This window comes from Pelagimonas sp. (genome assembly GCF_050633425.1).
GTDB lineage: Bacteria > Pseudomonadota > Alphaproteobacteria > Rhodobacterales > Rhodobacteraceae > Pelagimonas.
Genome location: NZ_JBOEGM010000032.1, coordinates 33,205 through 51,776 on the forward strand (window position 1 = coordinate 33,205; position 18,572 = coordinate 51,776).

The following is an 18,572-nucleotide window of genomic DNA, read 5'->3' on the forward strand; positions in this document are numbered from 1 at the left end:
CTTTATTCCTTGGTTAGTCAGCCGAAAGGGTCGGCAATGTGAAGTCCATGAATTGTTGTTCTTCGGCCAAAGTCGCAGCGTCGATCACACCGGCTTGCCCGGTTCCAACGGTTTGCACAGCTTCCAACTGCCATTGCGCGACAAGAGCGATTGCAAGTTCGGCAGTGACCCGCGTATTCAGATCAACACTGTCCTTCAGCTCTTCCATGTCGCCAATCATGCCGACGAGGCGGTCCACTCGTTCAAGCGATTGACCGGCTTCCTCGTAGCTGTTCTGAGCAGCGGCAGACATCATCGCGCCAGTCGTGGCCTGCTGAGCTGTGCGTTCTGCGCCAGCGGCACCGCTATTCGCCATTTCCGACAAGGTATCTTCATCAAAACCGGCGTCGGCCAAAACACGCGTCATTTGCGTCTGGATGCCCGACGCACCATTGCCTGCAAGCTGGGACCAATCGCCGTTTTTGATCGCGTCGATCGTCGCGATAATGTCACCAAACTCTTGATCCAAGATGCCGTTAAGTTCGTCCTCAAACTGCGTCGTGATGATTTCAGGCAGTTCCATGAGACCGGTTAGAGCGGCATAGGTCTCTTGGAGTTGGGCATACTGTTCGCGCAGCGTTTCGAGCTGGGCTAGAGCTTGTTGAAGTTGTTCATTTTGAAGAACTTCATCTTCGATCATTTGCCGTAGTTGTTGGATCTCCTGCGCGATGTTTTGGGTATCCACAGTTGGGACACCTTGGGCATATGCTGCGCCGCCCCCGATGAGGCCGGGCGCAGCAATAAATCCGATTGCGCCAAGAACGATTGCTGCGGTGGTTGAGCGCATGAACGCCCGTGTTGTGACGAATTTTTCCATTAGTCGAGATCCTCCAATGTGAAGTCCATAAATTCAGATTCCTTGAGTTGAGCAGCGGCCATCGCCAGTTCTGCGTCACTCAAAGGACGAGTGCGTGCCGCTTTCAGGCGGGTCAGAACAGCAACGAGACGAACGAGTTCCGCCCGCGCATAAGAGTTGAGGGCCATCGCTTCTTGAACGTCCTGCGTCTGACCGATCCGGCGAACGATGTTCTGGACACGCAATGCGGCAGCTTCGACGTTCTGCATCGAGCTATTGCCATAATAGCTTGCACCAACCCCAGAGATTGAGAGGTTTGAGTTGGCGAGCAGGGCAGGGTCGATGGTTCCAAGCGCGTCGATACCGCCCACGCGGGCCAGGTATTCGTTGTATTTGCGCGGGATCACTTGAACGTAGTGCTGCGTTTCCTGAAAAGGAGGAACGCCGCCATAGTTCTGCACATTGCCTGGACCGGCGTTATAAGCTGCGAGTGCATGGATAATGTTGCCATCAAACATGCGAAGCATTTGCGCCAGATACCGCGCGCCACCTTCGACCTGCAAATAGGGGTTGTCATAGTAGGCTGGGTAAATGCCAAGATCGCCCGCTGTACCCGGCATGATTTGCGTCAGACCGAAGGCACCAACTGGCGAGCGTGCGCCGATGGTGAAGCGACTTTCTTGCCAGATTAAAGCTTGCAGAAGGCAACGCCATTGTACGACCGACAACCCGGCTGTTCCAACGCCACTCAATCCGTGGGTTTCCTGAGCCACGCGGATGATGAGCTGTTCAATGTTCAGGTTTGCGTCCCCGAACATCTGGTTTCCGGCAGGGTTGCTATCAACCGGCGCATACAGTGCATCCGCCGACTGTTCTGGTAGTTCGCCATCTTCGAGGCCAGTTACCATCGCCGGGATGCCTTGGCCTCCAAAACTGGATTGAGCATCCAAAATCTGTTGAAGAACCGAAAGCTGTTCTTCTTCGATTTCGGCTATCGCTTCGGCAGTGGTCAAGCGTTCCCGTTGCGTTGCAAGGTCTTCTTCGCGATGAGCGTTCGCGGCTTGGTTTCTGATAGCCAAACCCCCATCCACGGTAGGCACGCCCTGACCGACCGCAGACGTGGCCCAGATCAGGCCAATCGCCGTATATGTGAGGGTTCTACGCATTACTGCCCCCCTGTGCCCGCTGGAGCGCCAAGCGTCTCGAATGAGCAGTTTTTCACGGGAGCATTGCGGGTCGAGACAACTACGTTGTCGCTTGCAGCAATTGACATGAAGTTATTGGCAGAGCGAGTGACCTGCGCATCATCAAAGCAATTCGCTTTCGGTCCCTGATAGTTTGTGCAGGCACTCAGAGACAGGACGCCTACAAGAATAACTGTTGTCCGTTTCATTTTACTCTCCAAAAATCCGGTCGCTGGCGGTAATCGGCACCCACCAACTGTTCACCTTTTTCCATCCCGCCGAGGATGGTTAGAAGCGGCCCTAGGGCGCTTAGATCGGCATTAATGACCACCGACCCTTCATCGTCTCTGACCAAGCCAAGGCGCGAATTGCTGCCGGTGTTCAGCAACACATCAAGTTCCTTGTTGTGCAGGTTCAGCATGGCGTAGTCCGACGCGTTGGCTCGAATATTCGGGAGCAGTATTTGCGTCGGGACAGCCTCAATGATTGTCTTGCCTGTCCGAGTTTGTTCGAGCTGACTGGCATACTGCGTCATCATCACGACTACGGCGTTTTGCTTCCGTGCAGTGACGAGCCAGTTCGAAAGACGTTCAGCAAAGTATCCGTTGTCGAGAGCCTTCCAAGCCTCATCAATGATGATGATTGTGGGCTGGCGATCTTCAATCACCCGCTCTACGCGGCGGAACAGGTACGACAGAACGGCCATGCGTTCCTTTTCGCTTTCACTGTCCAAGATCCCCGTTAGGTCGAAACCAACAACGTCGCCATCGAGAGAGAAGGTGTCCTCTTGGTTTTGGCCGAAGATCCACCCGTAACGACCTTCTGCTGTCCATTCCTGCATACGGTCGTGAAGATCGCCGTTGTCATCCACCGAAACGAACAGCGACGACAAGTCTTTCCAGTTCCGCAGAGTTGGGTCCGTAACCGTCGCGTTCTGGCGAACTACCTCTTGAATACGGTTGGTCTGAGACGGAGTAAGCGGTTTGTCTGTTCGATGGATGAGCGACGCGAGCCAATCAGCAAGCCACGCTTGTCCACGTTCGTCAATCTCCGTCCACAGCGGGTTCAGCCCGGTTGCTTCGCCAGCTTTGATCGCTGCATAGCGGCCACCATTCGCACGAACGGCCATTTCCATACCGAGGCGATAATCGAATACGAAAATCCGCGCGCCCGCCCGCCGTGCTTGCGTCATCAGAAAAGCCGACAAGACTGACTTACCGGAGCCTGGTCGCCCCAGAATCAGTGTGTGCCCTCCGGTCGGCTCTTTGTCCGGTGATCCTTGCTCATGATAGTTGAACCAGTGAGCAGACCGTTCGGGCGTCGGGAACATTGAAATGGTGGTTCCCCACGGCACTTCATGCCCTTGCTTTCCAAGCGGAGTGCGATGGAAGGCTGCGAAGTCTGCAAAATTCTTGTTCGTCACCGCCGCCTTTCGGCTGCGTTTTGCTGAGTTACCGGGGTGCTGTGCAAAGAAATGGGTGCGAGAGGCAAAGGCTTCATTCACCATATTGACGCCTTCGGTCGCAGCGGTGTTGCGGACCTCCCCGGCAATTGTGTCGAGGTCTTCCAAGGTGGATGCGTACACCGTCACAGTCATGTGGTGATCCCCGAAGCTCAAACGCTTCGATTCCAGATCATCAAGCGCTTCGTCCAACTCGGCTTCGAGAGAAATAGCCCCATCATCCGCTGCCCGCATGAGGCGTTTTTGCCTCTTGATGCGGCCAGCCATTAGGTTGCTATTGATAGGAGTGAACGAGTGTGTGACCACCATATCGACGGGTAGGTTCAACTCATCAAACATCGTGCAGGACGTTTTCGCAGGGTAGTTCTTAATGGCAAAACTTGTGCCATAGCGAGAGCCAACCGCACCTTCGGAGACTTCGAAAATAGTGCCCCGAAAAGTGATCCTAGAATTGGCAACATCCTGCGCAAGAAAGCCGTATTTTGATGCTGGATAGAGTGGTAGTTCTTGCCCGGTGTTCAGCCCGCCCAAAAAGCCCAACAACTCACCCTTGGACGCTGACAGCAGCCGGGGGTCCATGTCCGCGAAGGTGGACTTGAGAAACCCAATGACCTCGCTCATGCGTCGCATTCGTTTCTCTGTCTGTTCCTTGATCGACGCGATTGATTTCTTCGCGCTGAATGGTAGCTTGGACGTGAGGGCAGGGCGGTGCAAAACAGTCAAGGTCAGCGTCTTGTCGCGGAGACCGCTTCCACTCAGGAAGGTGTTCCAAGCCTTATCGACTTGCGCTGCAAAATCTTCGCCTTTCACGGGGTCTAAGGCAGGGTCGATTGCCTTGGAAACTTTGTGGACATAGAATGAAAACTCTGGGCCAATCTGAGCAATGATCGACGCGAAAAGCGCGCGGATTTTGTCAAGGTGCTCGTCGTCGGTTGTGTAGCTATTCACCCCTTCAAGACGGATACACTGGAACAGCTCGTTTCCGCGCGTCCGGACGGTGTGATCATCGACTAGGCTCACATACGGGAGCATGTGGGCAAGCTCTTTTTCTTTTCTTACCCAATCTGGCAAAAGTGTCATCGGATCAAAGCTGTCGTCACGGGGCATAACTGTCCCCTCCGTGGATTTTCTTGTTCGGGGTCGGGGGTGTTTCCTGCAACGTGGTTGCGACAACATCCAAGAAATTCGGGTCCCAATCTGCGGCTTTCCACAGGGCGGGATAGGCAAGGGCCGACGCGATAGCGACGCCCCAATGCTGGACCCACAAGAAGACGAGAACAGACCCGAACAACCAGACCATTGCATACATGATGGGCAAGCCCAGCAATTTGGGAGGTCTTACAAGGCCAAGGAAGAGACGGGACTGTTCTGCCATCTTGTCGGCTCCTTACGTAGTCCAGATCGCAGCAACAATCGTCGGCGCGGCAGCGATACCTGCGATAGCGACAACCACCCAAAGGGCTTGCCGAAAATCGAGGATGCCAAAGAGCCAGGACAAGAAAACGCCGATTAGCGCGAGTGTGCCGATAACGATCCCGAGGGGGCCGGTGATCGCGTCAACAATCCCTTGCAACAGCGTTTGGACAGGTGACAAGTCGATGGACTGTGCCAAGGCCGGTTGCGCCAGCATCAGCAGCACACCGCACAGTGTCACCATATTGGTAGTGGTAGGCTTCATGAGTTTTCTCCCTCTAGCCGGTTGAACACGGCCAGCACGCGGCTGACGTGGTTTTGGGTTTCGCGATAAGGCGGAATACCCGCGTGTTGCGTGACTGCATCCGGTCCGGCGTTGTACGCCGCCAGAGCAAGTCGCGCGTCCCCGAACTGGACCAGCATCATCAAGAGATACCGGGCCGATCCATCGAGGTTCTGTCGCCAGTTGTGCGGATCGACCCCAAGGTCGCGCGCTGTCTCTGGCATGAGCTGACCCAGCCCAATCGCGCCGACGTGGCTGCGGGCATTGGTTCTGTAGGCACTCTCAATTTCAATGTTTGAACGGAACAGGAGACGCCATTCGGTGACCGACAATCCTGCCCGTCTAAGGGCAGGGTGGCTTGCATAGCGCAACGCTGTCTCGTCAATAGCCGCAAGTACTTCGGGGCGGGCTTGGGCAGCGCGAGGTGCTACCGAAGCAACCCGAAAGCCTTCACCTTCTGGCGTGGCTCGATCTTCAGTGCCACTACCAAAGAGCTGTAGCTCTTGCGAGGCGGAGCCTTGCCCCACCCCATCATTGTAGTTTCTTGCGAAGTTTGATTGTGAGGTCGAGGCTTCCAAAGAGCCATCGCCCTGCATAACCAGCACCATACTTTGCGCGATTGCGGGGGTGCTGAGAAGAGATAGCGCCGTGGCGCTAGCTGTTGTCAGTATCCAAAGCGTTGTCCGTGAGGATGTGGGTTGAACGCCCGCCTTCAACAAGCGGGATATCAACGTGTTCGAATCCCATCCCCTGCATGAAGGAGATAAGGCCGTTGGCAGTTTTAAAAGCTCGGGCTGTAATTTCGTCGTCTGGTGTTGCTCGGTTTCTTGCCGAGACCAGCAGCTTTTCATACGTGCGATCTTTATTGACCACGCGGATAATCCAGACGCCATACCAGACAGCGGCCTTCTTTGTCGCTGTGGCTCTGCATACAACCTCAGCTTGATATCCGTTCTGAACGAGAGACCGGAGCAATGTTTCGGTAACCACATTCGGCGCTTCTTTGTTTATGTCTGTCGCCACGTCTGCGCTCTCTCTTCAAGTTGGCAAACAGGGCACCCTCCTCGGGCACCCCGTTCTTACGTTATTATAATGCGTCCATCAAGTTATAATATTGTCACTTGAAGAAACGCGGTTTCTAGGCCACCTTTTAGCCTACACAGCGAATTTTTCCAGTATCTAAGGGGGGCATCAGGTCTTGCTACTCACAAAAAAACGCACCTACGCCCTTACAACATTGTTTGTTCTTATGGCTTCAATGGCCCTCGCTGAGACCTGTTATGCCCCAGAAAGGCCGTTCGTGCCTTCCGATCCGATTGCAGCGAAGGAGTATGCTGACCTCATTCGGCGGGATTTCGAGACCTACATAAGCGATGTGCAATCATACTTCCGATGCCTGGAGGTAGAACGTGGTCGAGCGTTTACAGAGGCACAGGAAGTCAGCCAAGAGTATGGACGATTTATCCAAAGCGTCGGCCAATAAGTGCCGCATAACCGTAGGTTGATCGCGCCTTAAGTGCCGTTCATATGCAAGAACTTGCTTGTGGCGGCTGCAATCGCTTGCAAACAGCCCTTTTTTCGATGATGAGGCGGGTGGTATTAATCATAGATGATTTAGTTTCATGAAAGACATAATACTCTCTGCCAGCGCGCTCACGGTTGCTGCGTCGATGGCTTTCGCTGGCGGCATTGAACGGCGCGGTGATCCATCGCAAATCTTATTCGAAGAAGGCAAGAACTATCTCGAATTTTCTGCTGTAACCGTAAGTCCGACCGTTTCAGGCGTTCCGTTGCCGGGCATACCCGCCGGACCCACAGGCAGTATCACCGATAGCTATCAAACCTATGCGCTCGGGTACAAACACGATCTGAACGACCGTCTGACATTGGCATTTGTCATTGACGAGCCAGTAGGCGCATCTTTGGGATATTCCAGCCCGCTCGCCTTCTTTGGTGGGTCAAACGCTGAGGTTTCATCAATCGCTTATACAGGCATGGCAAAGTACCAGATTGGCAATAGGTTCAGTGTCTATGGCGGCCTGCGTCTTGTTGGTGTTGACGGCGCGATCACCGTTGTTTCACCCGCCTCGACTCCTAGCCCCTACAATCTAAACGTCAGCAAGGACTATCAAGTTGGCTATCTCGCTGGGATCGCCTATGAAATTCCTGATATTGCCTTGCGCGTTGCTGCCACCTACGAATCCAAAACCGACCACGATTTTCGCGACAATACGGGCACACCGTTTCAGGTAGAAATTCCGCAAGCACTCACATTGCACGCTCAGACAGGAATTGCAGCCGATACGCTTCTATTCGGATCGGTAAAGTGGCGTGAATGGTCAAAGTTCAGAGTACAACCTGCTGACTTCTTTTCATTGGTCCCAGGCGTAGGACCAGTCAACACACCGATTGCAAGTGGCACGAGCGACATATGGACCTATGAGCTGGGCATCGGACACAAGTTCAACGAAAATTGGAGCGGTGCGGCGGCCATCGGTTATGAAAAGGATCTCGGAGATACCGTGGGCAATTTTTCCGGCACAGACGGATATGTGAGCTATGGTTTAGCGGTGTCTTATGAAACCGAAGATTGGAAGGTGACGACAGGTATTCGTTATATTGATATTGGTGACGCTGATTCCTCGGTCACGTCGTTTTCCAACAACGATGCAATCTCTGCCGGTATGAAAGTTGCTTACAAGTTCTAATCCTGCGTCAGCCGCGTTGTAGCAGCCGGTTCAATCTGAGACCAGCAAACAGGATATGGGGTGGGAGTGCCAACGAATAGTGGCCGCAGTTGAGCTCAAGAACATCAGGATTGGCCCCGGCAGCTCTTAGGCTGCTTATGAAACGCCGCGATAAGTCTGGGATAACAACTTTGTCGCGTTTCCCCAACACCATCTGAAGATCAAGATCTGCACGCGCCAACTTTGCCGCGTGGTTTTCCAAATTGATCGGTCCCCACGCTCTGCGCAGGTCGGTCAGTTCGACATTGCACTCTAGGCTTTGTCTTATCGCCAGTGTTGCACGACCAGTCCAAACCATATCCGCGAGGCTTCCTGCGGTTAAGAACAACGATGCTTTGGAGACTGTCTTGTCATGAGCAGCCACCAAGCCAGCAACCCAAGAACCGAGGCTCATCCCAAGAACAGCAATGTCACCATAGCCCTCACTCTCTAGCCACCGTATCAGCTTGCGACCGTCTAAAACGGCCTGCCTGACAGACTGAACCGTTCGACCGATGTTGGAGCTAAGCATGTAGTCTGCATGGGCAGAGCCAGGACGTGATCGTTGAAAATGATAGGGCATAGCAATCTCAACGACTGTCACACCGCGCTTTGAGAAAAAGCTGGCTATCTGACGTTGCTGTTTACTGGCGTTCCAATGATGAAAAACAACCAGAGCTTTGCCTTTTGATCCGCTTTCAGTGACCGAAGCAAAGACGGTATTATTCTCAGGCGTTTCCGTTTGAATGTCCGATTGAAATTTGACCCAATCTTTTCCTCGCTCGTACTCGCCGCCATACCCGTTTGTTTCGCAAAAGAAGGCTGGATCTTCGACAGCCTGATCAGCGAGAGTGCAAAAGTCTATGAGACTTGCGCTTTGTTTCGCCCCAGGGAATGCAAGCTCCGTATCAAGGGCGAACTTGGCGACTTTCTTATGCTCATTGCCGCGCTGTACGCGCCGTTCATCCCACCTATCAAGCCAGCTATGATACACTCTGCTCGTCCCTCAATTCGTGCCGTTTTTCCGCCCTAAACCCCGGAACAATTAGTGCATAAAGTCCCAGCATGACCCCCATGCCGAGCAGTGCGGAAAACCCTGCGAAAGCGCCAATCATCAAGTAACCTACAACAAGCAAGCCTACGGTTGCTGACATCATCCATACGGCAATCCGGTTCCGCCTTCCCACGTCTAAACGGAAAGCACCATAGAGAAAGACGAATACCGATGCCAAGACGATCAGCAAGCTACTGAAGTGGTTGGGCGCGCTGAAGTCGCCTAAACTGCCGGATTTGTCCGCTGCGGTGAAGATCGACGCAATGTCGCTGGACAGCCATTGTAGTATGTCCGTTGCACTTGAGGCGAGATAGGCACTTTGCAGTTTCATGCACACAGCGACGAAGATTGCCAAAACGGTGCACCGGAATATTCCGCGCGTCACCCTCACGCCTACTAGGTGGACGTCATTCTGATGCTCTGCACCCGTCAGGCTCGTTGAACTTGCCTGAGCGTGTCCGAAGTCCTGAGCCACGGAATAGAGCAAGATCAGGGCGGCAAAAAACAGATAGAAGCAGATGCACATATACAGATAAGCCAACCCCGTGAATGTGATAGCTTCTGGCACTGAAATCACCTCAGGACGCATAATCGCCAAGGAACCCCAATCGGTTGCATAGTCACCGCCACCACGCATCAACGGTAAAAGTCGGACCCCGACCCACTGAAAAACACCAGCGAACAACAGACAAATCAACAGAACGGCCCAAAAGGTATACGTTGACGCCTCGATGTTGCGCGTCCAAGCATCTGCGCTGTCGTCCAAGTCGCCATGACCGGCGACACGATGGCGCCCTTCATTTTTCCAGAAGAAAAGCAGCTCAGATACGAATGCAAAGAACAGAGGCATGAAGGCCATGAACAAGAATGTCCAATTGGGTGCCCAGAGAAATCCTACCTGTTTCATGTGCCCATCTGGGGCGTCAAAGGTCGCTTCATGGATGCCCAGGAAGTAAGATGTGAACCCAAGGGCTACTGCACCGGCAAACACCGATGCTGGTAGGTTCAACGGGGACCCACCAAACATTGCCTCTGAGGCTCTTGCCAGCCCGAAACGAGGCTTATTACGCTGTGTCTCAACGCTGTCGTTCGGTTCTGCTATAGCGATCCTTTGGGCGTCTAAGACCTGAGAAGATGGCGGTAATGGCGCATCCGGCTCGGAATGATCCTTTGGACTACGCTTCTCTCGCCGTTGTGCGATAAATTTGGTTCTCGCCGCACTAAGCTCCGCTTGCCACTCGCTTGTCGCCTCTGGATCGTCACAGCCGAATATACGCGCAAGCCATCGAATGTTGTCAGAGCTAATGCCCTTATCGTTGTCTTGAAACCAAAGCTGGACTGTTCGCAGCTCAATCCCGGCACCGCTGGGATCAAGCTCCGTAATTGCTGCTGCGAGAAGATCTGGAGTCCACGGACCTTCGGGAAAACCATCTGAATCTACCGGTCGTCCCGCACCTGACGATGCTAGGTGCCTAAAGAGTTCCTTGAAATCACTACCATTTTTCTCCGGGCGCAGAAAGTATTTACCGTTCTTTATCAACTATTTACTAACTTCTAATTCGTTTTGTTTCGCCCCCATTCGTTTCATATCGTGCTTTTCACCCTTTGGGAAGTTCAACCTAGACGGGCGGCGACTCTTTGCTTCTTGGGCAAGCCGCAACCTTCCTTAAGCGGCGATGCCGCTCAATAATCCATCCGGGGAACACCAAATGCTGGACACTGCCTGCCGCTCACAGAGCGATCCTCACGCTATCGCCTTGGCCAATGCTAAAAACCTGCCGACTGGCAAGAGACGACTTCACGCGACGCCCATCAAACGCATACTCGACCGCCATTCGCGCGAGGTCGTCGGCTGGCTCTATGAATGGAACACTGGCGCTCAGGTTCCCATGTGGAAAGACGGGCGCAAGAGCGATGTCATCTACGAATAACGGGGACAAAACATGCCTGTCGGTGCCCGCCGCACCTAGACTAGACGTAACGTCCTTTCTCTGATAGGGTGGATGCGAGGTTAACCCCTTGTTTCCCTTACATATTGCTGGACTGTCGGATTTCCCTAATAGTGAGATTGCGGTTGCAACAAAATCAGATGCTTAGGGTTTCGAGTTTCTGAGACTCGGAAAACCTGCCATTACAAGCCCATCAACCGAAAAGCGGACGTTGGTTCAAGGCGCAGCGAAAGAGGAAAAAGAGGCCTAGCTCGCGCCGAGCGTGATTTGCGAGTGCATCGCTAGTAACCTGCTGTTACTATTTTCAAAAATAAGACTTTCGTCTGAGTGAGGGAAAACAGGCATGAATGCTGTTGAGATCGAGGAAGCGATATCGGCATTGGCCGAACTGCCTTTCGATGGTGATGAGTTTCCGTTCGCTTTTCTATTGGCATTTGGAAACAAAGCCACGACCATCAAAATGTTGCGCAAAGGAGCACGAAACAAGTCCGACCTGGGCGGCGTGCTTCAAACCAACAAAATCCATTTAAAGGTTTGTGCTGAAGGCGAGGTCACAAATTCCCTTGCCGAGCTGAAGGCCAGCCGGGCCACGACCAAGGCCAAGGCGAAATTTGTCCTGGCTACCGATGGCCGCGATCTTGAGGCCGAAGACCTGACCACGGGCGAGACGATCGCCTGCGCCTACACCGACTTTCCTGATCACTTCGGGTTCTTCCTGCCCCTGGCAGGGATCAGCACCGTCAAGCAAATCCGCGAAAGCGCCTTTGACATCAAGGCGACTGGCCGTCTCAACCGGCTCTATGTCGAGCTGCTGAAAGACAATCCCGAATGGGGCACGGCAGCGCGCCGTCACGACATGAACCATTTCATGGCGCGGCTGATCTTCTGCTTCTTTGCCGAAGACACCGACATCTTCACCACTCCCGATCAGTTCACCGGCACGATCGAGCGGATGAGCGAGAAGGACAGTTCAAACACCCATGAGGTGATCAGCGAGCTTTTCCGCGCCATGAATACCAAGGCCAACGATCGCACGGCGGCGGGCGTTGCCCGTTGGGCGAATGCCTTTCCCTATGTGAATGGCGGGTTGTTTTCGGGCACAACGGACGTGCCGAGCTTCAGCAAGATCGCGCGCTCTTACCTGATCCATATCGGCAGCCTCGATTGGACGAAGATCAACCCCGACATTTTCGGCTCGATGATCCAGGCCGTCGCCGATGATGAAGAGCGCGGCGCGCTTGGCATGCACTACACATCCGTGCCGAACATCCTGAAAGTGCTCAATCCGCTCTTTCTAGATGATTTGCGTGAGAAACTGGAAGAGGCGGGGGGCAACCCGCGCAAGCTTTTGAATCTGCGCAACCGCATTGCCAAGATCAGAGTTTTTGATCCGGCTTGTGGGTCGGGCAACTTCCTTGTCATCGCCTACAAGGAAATGCGCAGCATAGAGGCTGAGATCAACGAACGGCGGGACGAGGCCGATCGCCGCACGGAAATACCTCTGACCAACTATCGCGGCATCGAGTTGCGGGACTTCCCCGCCGAGATCGCGCGTCTGGCGCTGATCATCGCCGAGTATCAGTGCGATGTGACCTATCGCGGGCAGAAGGAAGCCTTGGCAGAATTCCTGCCACTTGATGCAAAGAACTGGATCACCTGCGGTAACGCATTGCGGCTTGATTGGTTAAGTATCTGCCCGCCTACAGGCACAGGCGTGAAGCACCATGCCGAAGACTTGTTTATGTCGCCGCTCGACCAGGCGCAGATCGACTTTGAGAACGAAGGTGGAGAAACCTACATATGCGGGAACCCTCCGTACAAAGGCAGTCAAACGCAAAACAAAGAGCAGAAAGAAGACTTGGCGCAAGTTTTCGACAAGCACGGAGTTTCATCGAAGCAAATTGATTACGTCGGCGGTTGGTTTATGAAGGCAGCCGAGTACGCGCAATATACAGAAGCCGAATCCGCGCTTGTGAGTACGAACTCGGTTTGTCAGGGCCGAAGCGTTCCAGCTTTGTGGCCTTCAATCTTTAAGACCGGGACACAAATTCATATCGCTCACACATCTTTCAAATGGGCGAATTTGGCCAGCCACAATGCAGGCGTCACCGTTGTGATTGTAGGGCTGTCGAGGGACGCTTCGAAACCAAGTCGAATATTTGATCAAGACGAAGGCGGGGAAACGATTTCCCGTGTGGTCAACAACATAACACCATACCTAACATCTGGAGAAAACATCGTAGTCGAAGGACGACGAAAAAACCTCTCGGGACTTGTAGATATGGCGTTTGGTAATATGCCTGTAGATGGTGGCAACCTTCTGGTGAGTCCGCAAGCGCTTGAAGCTATGGGCCTCTCTGAAGGTCAGAGGCGAAAGTTGACGCGCCGTGCCTTTGGATCAGCTGAGTTTATACGAGGCCAGGAGCGATATTGCGTTTGGGTCGAGGATGCCGATTTTGACGCGGCGATTGCAATTCCTGCCATTCGTGATCGAATCGAAGCAGTACGGAAGATGCGATCTAATAGTCGAGACAAAGGCACTCAGAAGATGGCTGCTCGATCGCATCAATTTCGAGAAATGCACTCTGCTGAAAGTCACACTATCATTCTTCCTGGAGTTTCCTCGGAGGGTAGGCACTATTTGCAAGCGGGGCTTCTAGACAAACGTTCGATTGTCACCAATCTAGCATTTGCTCTGTACGATGCGCCAGTTTGGTCTTTAGCTCTCTTGTCTTCGCGGGTTCACCTGATTTGGGTTGCCACTGTTTGTGGCCAGTTGGAAACTAGGTTGCGCTATTCGAACACACTTGGCTGGAATACCTTTCCCATGCCTAGGCTTACTGAGAAGAACAAGGAAGACCTGACCCGCTGTGCCGAAGACATCCTTTTGGCGCGCGAGGCGCATTACCCCGCAACCATCGCCGAACTCTACGATCCAGAGAAAATGCCCGACGACTTGCGCGCTGCCCATGACCGGAACGATGAGGTGCTTGAACGCATCTACATCGGTCGCCGCTTCCGCAACGACACCGAGCGGCTTGAAAAGCTTTTTGAGCTCTACACCAAAATGACGACGAAGGTCGGGGCGGCGCAGCATGTTTGAACGTGTCCCATATTCCAAACTGAACTCGCGCCAAAAGGAAAACTACAACTTTCATAAGGTTGCAGGTGAGCTTGCAGACTACGGCTATAATTGCTTGCGCTTGAATGATGATTGGCAAGGTGCTGATTTCCTGGCCTGCCATGTTGATGGCGTTGTTTTTCTGAAGATTCAGCTCAAGGGCCGCATGACCATCGACAAGAAATACTTGGGCAAGGACATCCACATTGCCTTTCTCAATGGCGATGATTGCTACGTCTACCCTCACGATGAAATGCTGGAGCGGATTTTGAAACTCGACAAGATCGGGTCGTCCAAATCGTGGTTGGAAGCAGGCGCTTACTCATGGCCCCAGCCCCCGGTATGGGCAAAAGATATTTTGGATGACTATAAGGTTTAAAAATGACAATTACGAACGTTCCCTCAGTTTCAGTAACCTACGCCCAGAATGGCGCATCAACCAAATCCAACGAGCTTGGCATGCGGGCGATGCAGGAGCGTGCCTATGAGAAGCGGGGCGAGCAGTATCTTCTGATCAAGTCGCCACCCGCCTCGGGTAAAAGCCGCGCGTTGATGTTCATAGCGCTCGACAAGCTGGCAAACCAAGGGATTAAGCAGGCGATAGTGGTGGTGCCTGAAAAGTCGATCGGGGCAAGCTTCAACGACGAGCCGCTGAGTAAGTTCGGGTTCTGGGCAGATTGGACGGTCGCTCCGAAATGGAACCTATGCAACTCGCCAGGGACGGACGGCGGCAAGGTTAAATCAGTTGGGGCATTCCTTGAGAGCGACGATCAAATTCTTGTTTGTACCCACGCCACCTTCCGCTTCGCCGTGGAAAAACTTGGGATCGAGGCGTTTGACGATCGACTGATTGCCGTGGACGAATTTCACCATGTATCGGCGAGCGAAGACAGTATCCTTGGCTCGCAGCTCAATGAATTCATCGCCCGTGACCGCGTGCATGTCGTGGCCATGACCGGCAGCTATTTTCGCGGGGATGCTGTTCCGATCCTGGTGCCTGAGAACGAGGCCAAGTTCGATACCATCACCTACACCTACTACGAGCAGCTGAACGGCTACAAATACCTGAAAACGCTCGATATCGGCTATTTCTTCTATTCGGGCTCTTATGCTGACGACATCCTGAAAGTGCTCGATGCGAATGAGAAAACGATCCTGCACATCCCGAATGTGAATTCGCGCGAAAGCACGAAGGACAAGCATCAGGAGGTCGAGCACATCATCGACGCCCTGGGCGACTGGCAAGGATCAGACCCCAAGACGGGCTTTCAGCTTGTGAAGACGCCTGAGGGGCGGGTGCTGAAGATCGCTGATCTGGTGGACGACGAGGCGGTGAAGCGCGACAAGGTATCAAGCGCGCTGAAAGACCCCGCCCAGAAGAACAACCGCGATCATGTGGATATCATCATCGCTCTGGGGATGGCCAAGGAGGGCTTTGACTGGATTTGGTGCGAGCATGCGCTCACAGTCGGATATCGCGCCAGCCTAACGGAGATCGTTCAGATTATTGGTCGCGCGACCCGTGACGCCGAAGGCAAGAGCCGCGCCCGTTTCACCAACCTGATTGCCGAGCCTGATGCAGCAGAAGCCGCCGTCACCGAGGCGGTTAACGATACGCTGAAGGCGATCGCTGCCAGCTTGCTCATGGAGCAGGTGCTTGCCCCGCGTTTCAACTTCACACCGAAGAGCCCCAAGAGCGGGCCGGTTGAAGGCTTTGACTATGGCGAAGGTGGATATAACCCCGCGAAGGAGAATGTCGGTTTCAACGAGGAAAGCGGACAGTTTCAGATCGAGATCAAGGGGCTGGCAGAGCCGAATAGCAAAGAGGCCGAGCGCATTTGCCAAGAGGATTTGAACGAGGTGATCACCGCCTTTGTTCAGGACAAGACAACGATCGAGCGCGGGCTGTTCGATGAAGAGCTTGTGCCTGAAGAGCTGACACAGGTGCGCATGGGCAAGATCGTCGGGGCGAAGTTCCCCGAGCTTGATGCAGAGGATCAGGAGGCCGTGCGCCAGCATGCCGTTGCAGCCTTGAATCTGACCCAGAAAGCCAAGGAGGTCGCGCTTTCTGCCCCCGATGATGCGCAGGTGAATGGCAACACGGCGCTGATCGACGGGGTGCGGAAATTTGCGATGGACGTGCGCGAGCTCGACATCGACCTGATCGACCGGATCAATCCGTTTGGCGAAGCCTATGCGATCCTGGCCAAGACCATGAGCGAGGAAAGCCTCAAACAGGTAGCATCCGTGATTTCAGCGAAGAAGGTGCAGCTTTCGCCAGAAGAGGCGCGAGACTTGGCGCGCCGCGCCGCGAAGTTCAAGCAGGAGCGCGGACGCTTGCCTGACATCACTTCCCCGGATGCCTGGGAAAAGAAGATGGCTGAGGGCGTGGCTTACCTCGTGCGCATGAAGCAGGAGGCCGCCAATGGCTAAAGAATTCACTCAGGAAGATGATGCGCTCCTGGCTGAGCTCGGCGTCGAGGTCGAGACCAAGAAAGCCGTCACGCGGACACCCCGCGAAGAGCGCATCATTGCAGGTTTTGAAGAGATACAGCGCTTCACTGGGCAACATGGTTCCGCGCCTAAGCACGGTGAAAACCGAGACATCTTCGAACGCCTCTACGCCGTTCGGCTGGATCGCATCCGTGAGCTGCAAGAATGTCGTGAGCTTGTTGAGCCTTTGGATGGTCAGGGGCTTTTGACCGGTGCGGCTCAAGCCCCATTAGCCGATGCGGGAGAGCTCGATGATGATGCGCTTCTGGCCGAGCTTGGTATCGAGGTCGAAGCCCCCCCGATCACGGAGCTGAAGCACGTCCGATCGACCGCTGAAAAGAAGGCTGCTGAAGATATTGCGAGCCGTGACAAATGCGAAGACTTTGACACCTTTAAACCCCTCTTTGAGCAGGTGCAGAAGGAGCTGGATAGCGGACTGCGGGACACGCGACCTTTCGAGATGAAGGCTGAGATAGAGAAAGGGCGGTTTTTCATTGTCAGCGGTCAAATAGCTTATGTTGCCGAGAAGGGTGAGACGACCATTACCGACCAAGGGCGCACGGATGCCCGTTTGCGCGTGATTTTCGACAACGGCACTGAGAGCAAGATGCTCATGCGCTCGCTTCAGCGTTCCCTAAACAAAGACGAGGCGGGGCGGCGGATCACCGAGCCGACAGCCGGACCTTTGTTTTCAGACCAAACCATCGACGGAGACGAGGCGAGCGGCACGATCTATGTACTGCGAAGCAAGGCCGATCATCCGCTCGTCGCGGAAAATAGAGAGTTGGTGCATAAGATTGGTGTGACCAACATGAGTGTGGAAAAGCGCATAGCGGGGGCACATCTTCAGCCCACGTTCTTGATGGCCAATGTCGAAATCGTAGCGACATACGAGCTCTATAACATCAATCGGACCAAGCTAGAAAACCTGATCCATCGCATCTTTGAACCCGCGCGGCTTGAGATCGAGATCATGGATCGTTTTGGACGGCCAGTTGTGCCTCGCGAGTGGTTTCTCGTGCCGCTGTTTGTGATCAAGGAAGCGGTCGAGCGGATCAAGGACGGAACGATCTCTGGTTTCCGGTATGATCCGCAAGGGGCAAAACTAACAAGGCGAGGGGCATAGACATTGCTTGAAAGTGTCTGCCAAATGGCATTTTAGGTTTTGAGGAATACGATGACGAACGAACAGAACCAATCGCTTGCGCTATTGATTGATGGTGATAACGCTTCTCCTAAGATTGTTGAGGGATTGCTAGCAGAAATAGCAAACTACGGCTCTGCGAGTATTAAGCGCATCTATGGTGATTGGACCAAACCGAATCTCAATGGTTGGAAGGACTGTTTGCTCGAACACTCTATTCAGCCCGTTCAGCAGTTTGCCTACACTACTGGCAAGAATGCGACTGACGGAGCTATGATCATCGATGCGATGGACCTCCTTTACACTGGTCGTTTTTCAGGATTTTGCATTGTCTCGAGCGATAGCGACTTCGCTCGCCTGGCCGCCCGAGTCCGAGAACAGGGTGTAACGGTCTACGGTTTCGGCGAACGTAAAACACCTCGACCATTCATCACCGCTTGCGACAAGTTCGTCTATTTCGACATCCTGAACACGCCAGAAATTGAACAACACGAGGACGGCGGAAACCTTGACAAGGGCAGTCCGTCCGCGCTCAAAAAACCTGCTACCAAAACTGGTCAGAAGAAAGTCGTGCTGGATGCGGCCACACTCGACATGCTTGTCAAAGCTATTGATGCAACTACTGAAGATGACGGGAAGGCAAATCTTGCAAGGGTTGGCGCGCACCTCGCCAAACAAGCTTCCGACTTCGATGCTCGTAATTTCGGATTTCGGCGGTTAACTGATTTGGTGGACGCCTCTGGTGTCGCTGAAGTCGAGCGTGTCGGGGAAAACCCGACCATTGTTCGAGTACGTCTTACCGGCGAGTCAAAGTCAGTTCGCAAGGCATAGAACACCATATTCACCTTTCAGTCTTAATTTTCCGCCATCTGTATTCGCCGGTTAGAATGATATGCGCCCATCCGAGG

At 53.7% G+C, this 18,572-nt stretch carries 17 protein-coding genes; 7 read left to right on the forward strand and 10 right to left on the reverse strand.

What is annotated here, in order from left to right; genetic code table 11:
* Positions 1-13: 13 nt before the first annotated feature.
* Genes ACRBB0_RS22885 through ACRBB0_RS22920 form a run of 8 tightly spaced genes read right to left on the reverse strand, consistent with a single transcriptional unit; the run spans position 14 to position 6,200 of the window.
* Complete coding sequence (locus tag ACRBB0_RS22885; protein WP_431376794.1) at positions 14-856, reverse strand: type IV secretion system protein; 843 nt, start codon at positions 854-856, stop codon at positions 14-16.
* Positions 856-2,001, reverse strand: coding sequence for a lytic transglycosylase domain-containing protein (locus ACRBB0_RS22890; RefSeq protein ID WP_431376795.1), 1,146 nt, complete (start codon positions 1,999-2,001; stop codon positions 856-858). The genes ACRBB0_RS22885 and ACRBB0_RS22890 overlap by 1 nt, the downstream gene beginning before the upstream one ends.
* Positions 2,001-2,228, reverse strand: coding sequence for a hypothetical protein (locus ACRBB0_RS22895; RefSeq protein WP_431376796.1), 228 nt, complete (start codon positions 2,226-2,228; stop codon positions 2,001-2,003). The genes ACRBB0_RS22890 and ACRBB0_RS22895 overlap by 1 nt, the downstream gene beginning before the upstream one ends.
* A complete protein-coding gene (locus tag ACRBB0_RS22900; protein ID WP_431376797.1) occupies positions 2,225-4,588 on the reverse strand; it encodes a type IV secretion system protein B4 in 2,364 nt (787 codons plus the stop codon). The genes ACRBB0_RS22895 and ACRBB0_RS22900 overlap by 4 nt, the downstream gene beginning before the upstream one ends.
* A complete protein-coding gene (locus ACRBB0_RS22905) occupies positions 4,578-4,856 on the reverse strand; it encodes a type IV secretion system protein VirB3 (protein WP_431376798.1) in 279 nt (92 codons plus the stop codon). The genes ACRBB0_RS22900 and ACRBB0_RS22905 overlap by 11 nt, the downstream gene beginning before the upstream one ends.
* Positions 4,857-4,868: 12 nt before the next feature.
* Entirely contained in the window at positions 4,869-5,159 is a 291-nt protein-coding gene (locus ACRBB0_RS22910) for a TrbC/VirB2 family protein (protein WP_431376799.1), read from the reverse strand.
* Positions 5,156-5,785 (reverse strand): lytic transglycosylase domain-containing protein, encoded by a 630-nt coding sequence (locus tag ACRBB0_RS22915; protein WP_431376800.1) that lies wholly within the window; start codon positions 5,783-5,785, stop codon positions 5,156-5,158. Before ACRBB0_RS22915 ends, ACRBB0_RS22910 begins: the two co-directional genes overlap by 4 nt.
* Positions 5,786-5,831: 46 nt before the next feature.
* A complete protein-coding gene (locus ACRBB0_RS22920; RefSeq protein WP_431376801.1) occupies positions 5,832-6,200 on the reverse strand; it encodes a hypothetical protein in 369 nt (122 codons plus the stop codon).
* Between the two features lie 599 nt (positions 6,201-6,799).
* On the opposite strand from ACRBB0_RS22920, the gene ACRBB0_RS22925 reads away from it, so the two are divergent.
* Positions 6,800-7,885, forward strand: a complete 1,086-nt coding sequence (locus tag ACRBB0_RS22925; protein ID WP_431376802.1) for an OmpP1/FadL family transporter — start codon at positions 6,800-6,802, stop codon at positions 7,883-7,885.
* Between the two features lie 7 nt (positions 7,886-7,892).
* On the opposite strand, the gene ACRBB0_RS22930 is transcribed toward ACRBB0_RS22925, so the two are convergent.
* Positions 7,893-8,897, reverse strand: coding sequence for an alpha/beta hydrolase family protein (locus ACRBB0_RS22930; RefSeq protein ID WP_431376803.1), 1,005 nt, complete (start codon positions 8,895-8,897; stop codon positions 7,893-7,895).
* The gene (locus tag ACRBB0_RS22935; protein ID WP_431376804.1) at positions 8,887-10,497 is read right to left on the reverse strand and encodes an RcgA family putative transporter; all 1,611 of its coding nucleotides are present in this window, start codon (positions 10,495-10,497) and stop codon (positions 8,887-8,889) included. The genes ACRBB0_RS22930 and ACRBB0_RS22935 overlap by 11 nt, the downstream gene beginning before the upstream one ends.
* 169 nt (positions 10,498-10,666) lie before the next feature.
* Between ACRBB0_RS22935 and ACRBB0_RS22940 the strand changes: the two genes are divergently transcribed.
* The 6 genes from ACRBB0_RS22940 to ACRBB0_RS22965 all read left to right on the forward strand — a co-directional run bounded on the left by ACRBB0_RS22940 (position 10,667) and on the right by ACRBB0_RS22965 (position 18,495).
* Positions 10,667-10,888 carry a hypothetical protein gene (locus ACRBB0_RS22940; protein ID WP_431376805.1) on the forward strand — a complete coding sequence of 74 codons (222 nt, stop codon included), beginning with the start codon at positions 10,667-10,669 and terminating at the stop codon, positions 10,886-10,888.
* A gap of 361 nt (positions 10,889-11,249) precedes the next feature.
* Entirely contained in the window at positions 11,250-14,009 is a 2,760-nt protein-coding gene (locus ACRBB0_RS22945) for a class I SAM-dependent DNA methyltransferase (protein WP_431376806.1), read from the forward strand.
* Positions 14,002-14,406 carry a hypothetical protein gene (locus tag ACRBB0_RS22950; protein ID WP_431376807.1) on the forward strand — a complete coding sequence of 135 codons (405 nt, stop codon included), beginning with the start codon at positions 14,002-14,004 and terminating at the stop codon, positions 14,404-14,406. Before ACRBB0_RS22945 ends, ACRBB0_RS22950 begins: the two co-directional genes overlap by 8 nt.
* A 2-nt stretch (positions 14,407-14,408) precedes the next feature.
* Positions 14,409-16,460 carry a DEAD/DEAH box helicase gene (locus ACRBB0_RS22955; protein ID WP_431376808.1) on the forward strand — a complete coding sequence of 684 codons (2,052 nt, stop codon included), beginning with the start codon at positions 14,409-14,411 and terminating at the stop codon, positions 16,458-16,460.
* Positions 16,453-17,646 (forward strand): GIY-YIG nuclease family protein, encoded by a 1,194-nt coding sequence (locus tag ACRBB0_RS22960; RefSeq protein WP_431376809.1) that lies wholly within the window; start codon positions 16,453-16,455, stop codon positions 17,644-17,646. The genes ACRBB0_RS22955 and ACRBB0_RS22960 overlap by 8 nt, the downstream gene beginning before the upstream one ends.
* A 51-nt stretch (positions 17,647-17,697) precedes the next feature.
* Positions 17,698-18,495: an NYN domain-containing protein gene (locus ACRBB0_RS22965; protein ID WP_431376810.1), complete on the forward strand. Its 798-nt coding sequence runs from the start codon at positions 17,698-17,700 to the stop codon at positions 18,493-18,495.
* The last annotated feature ends 77 nt before the right edge of the window (positions 18,496-18,572 follow it).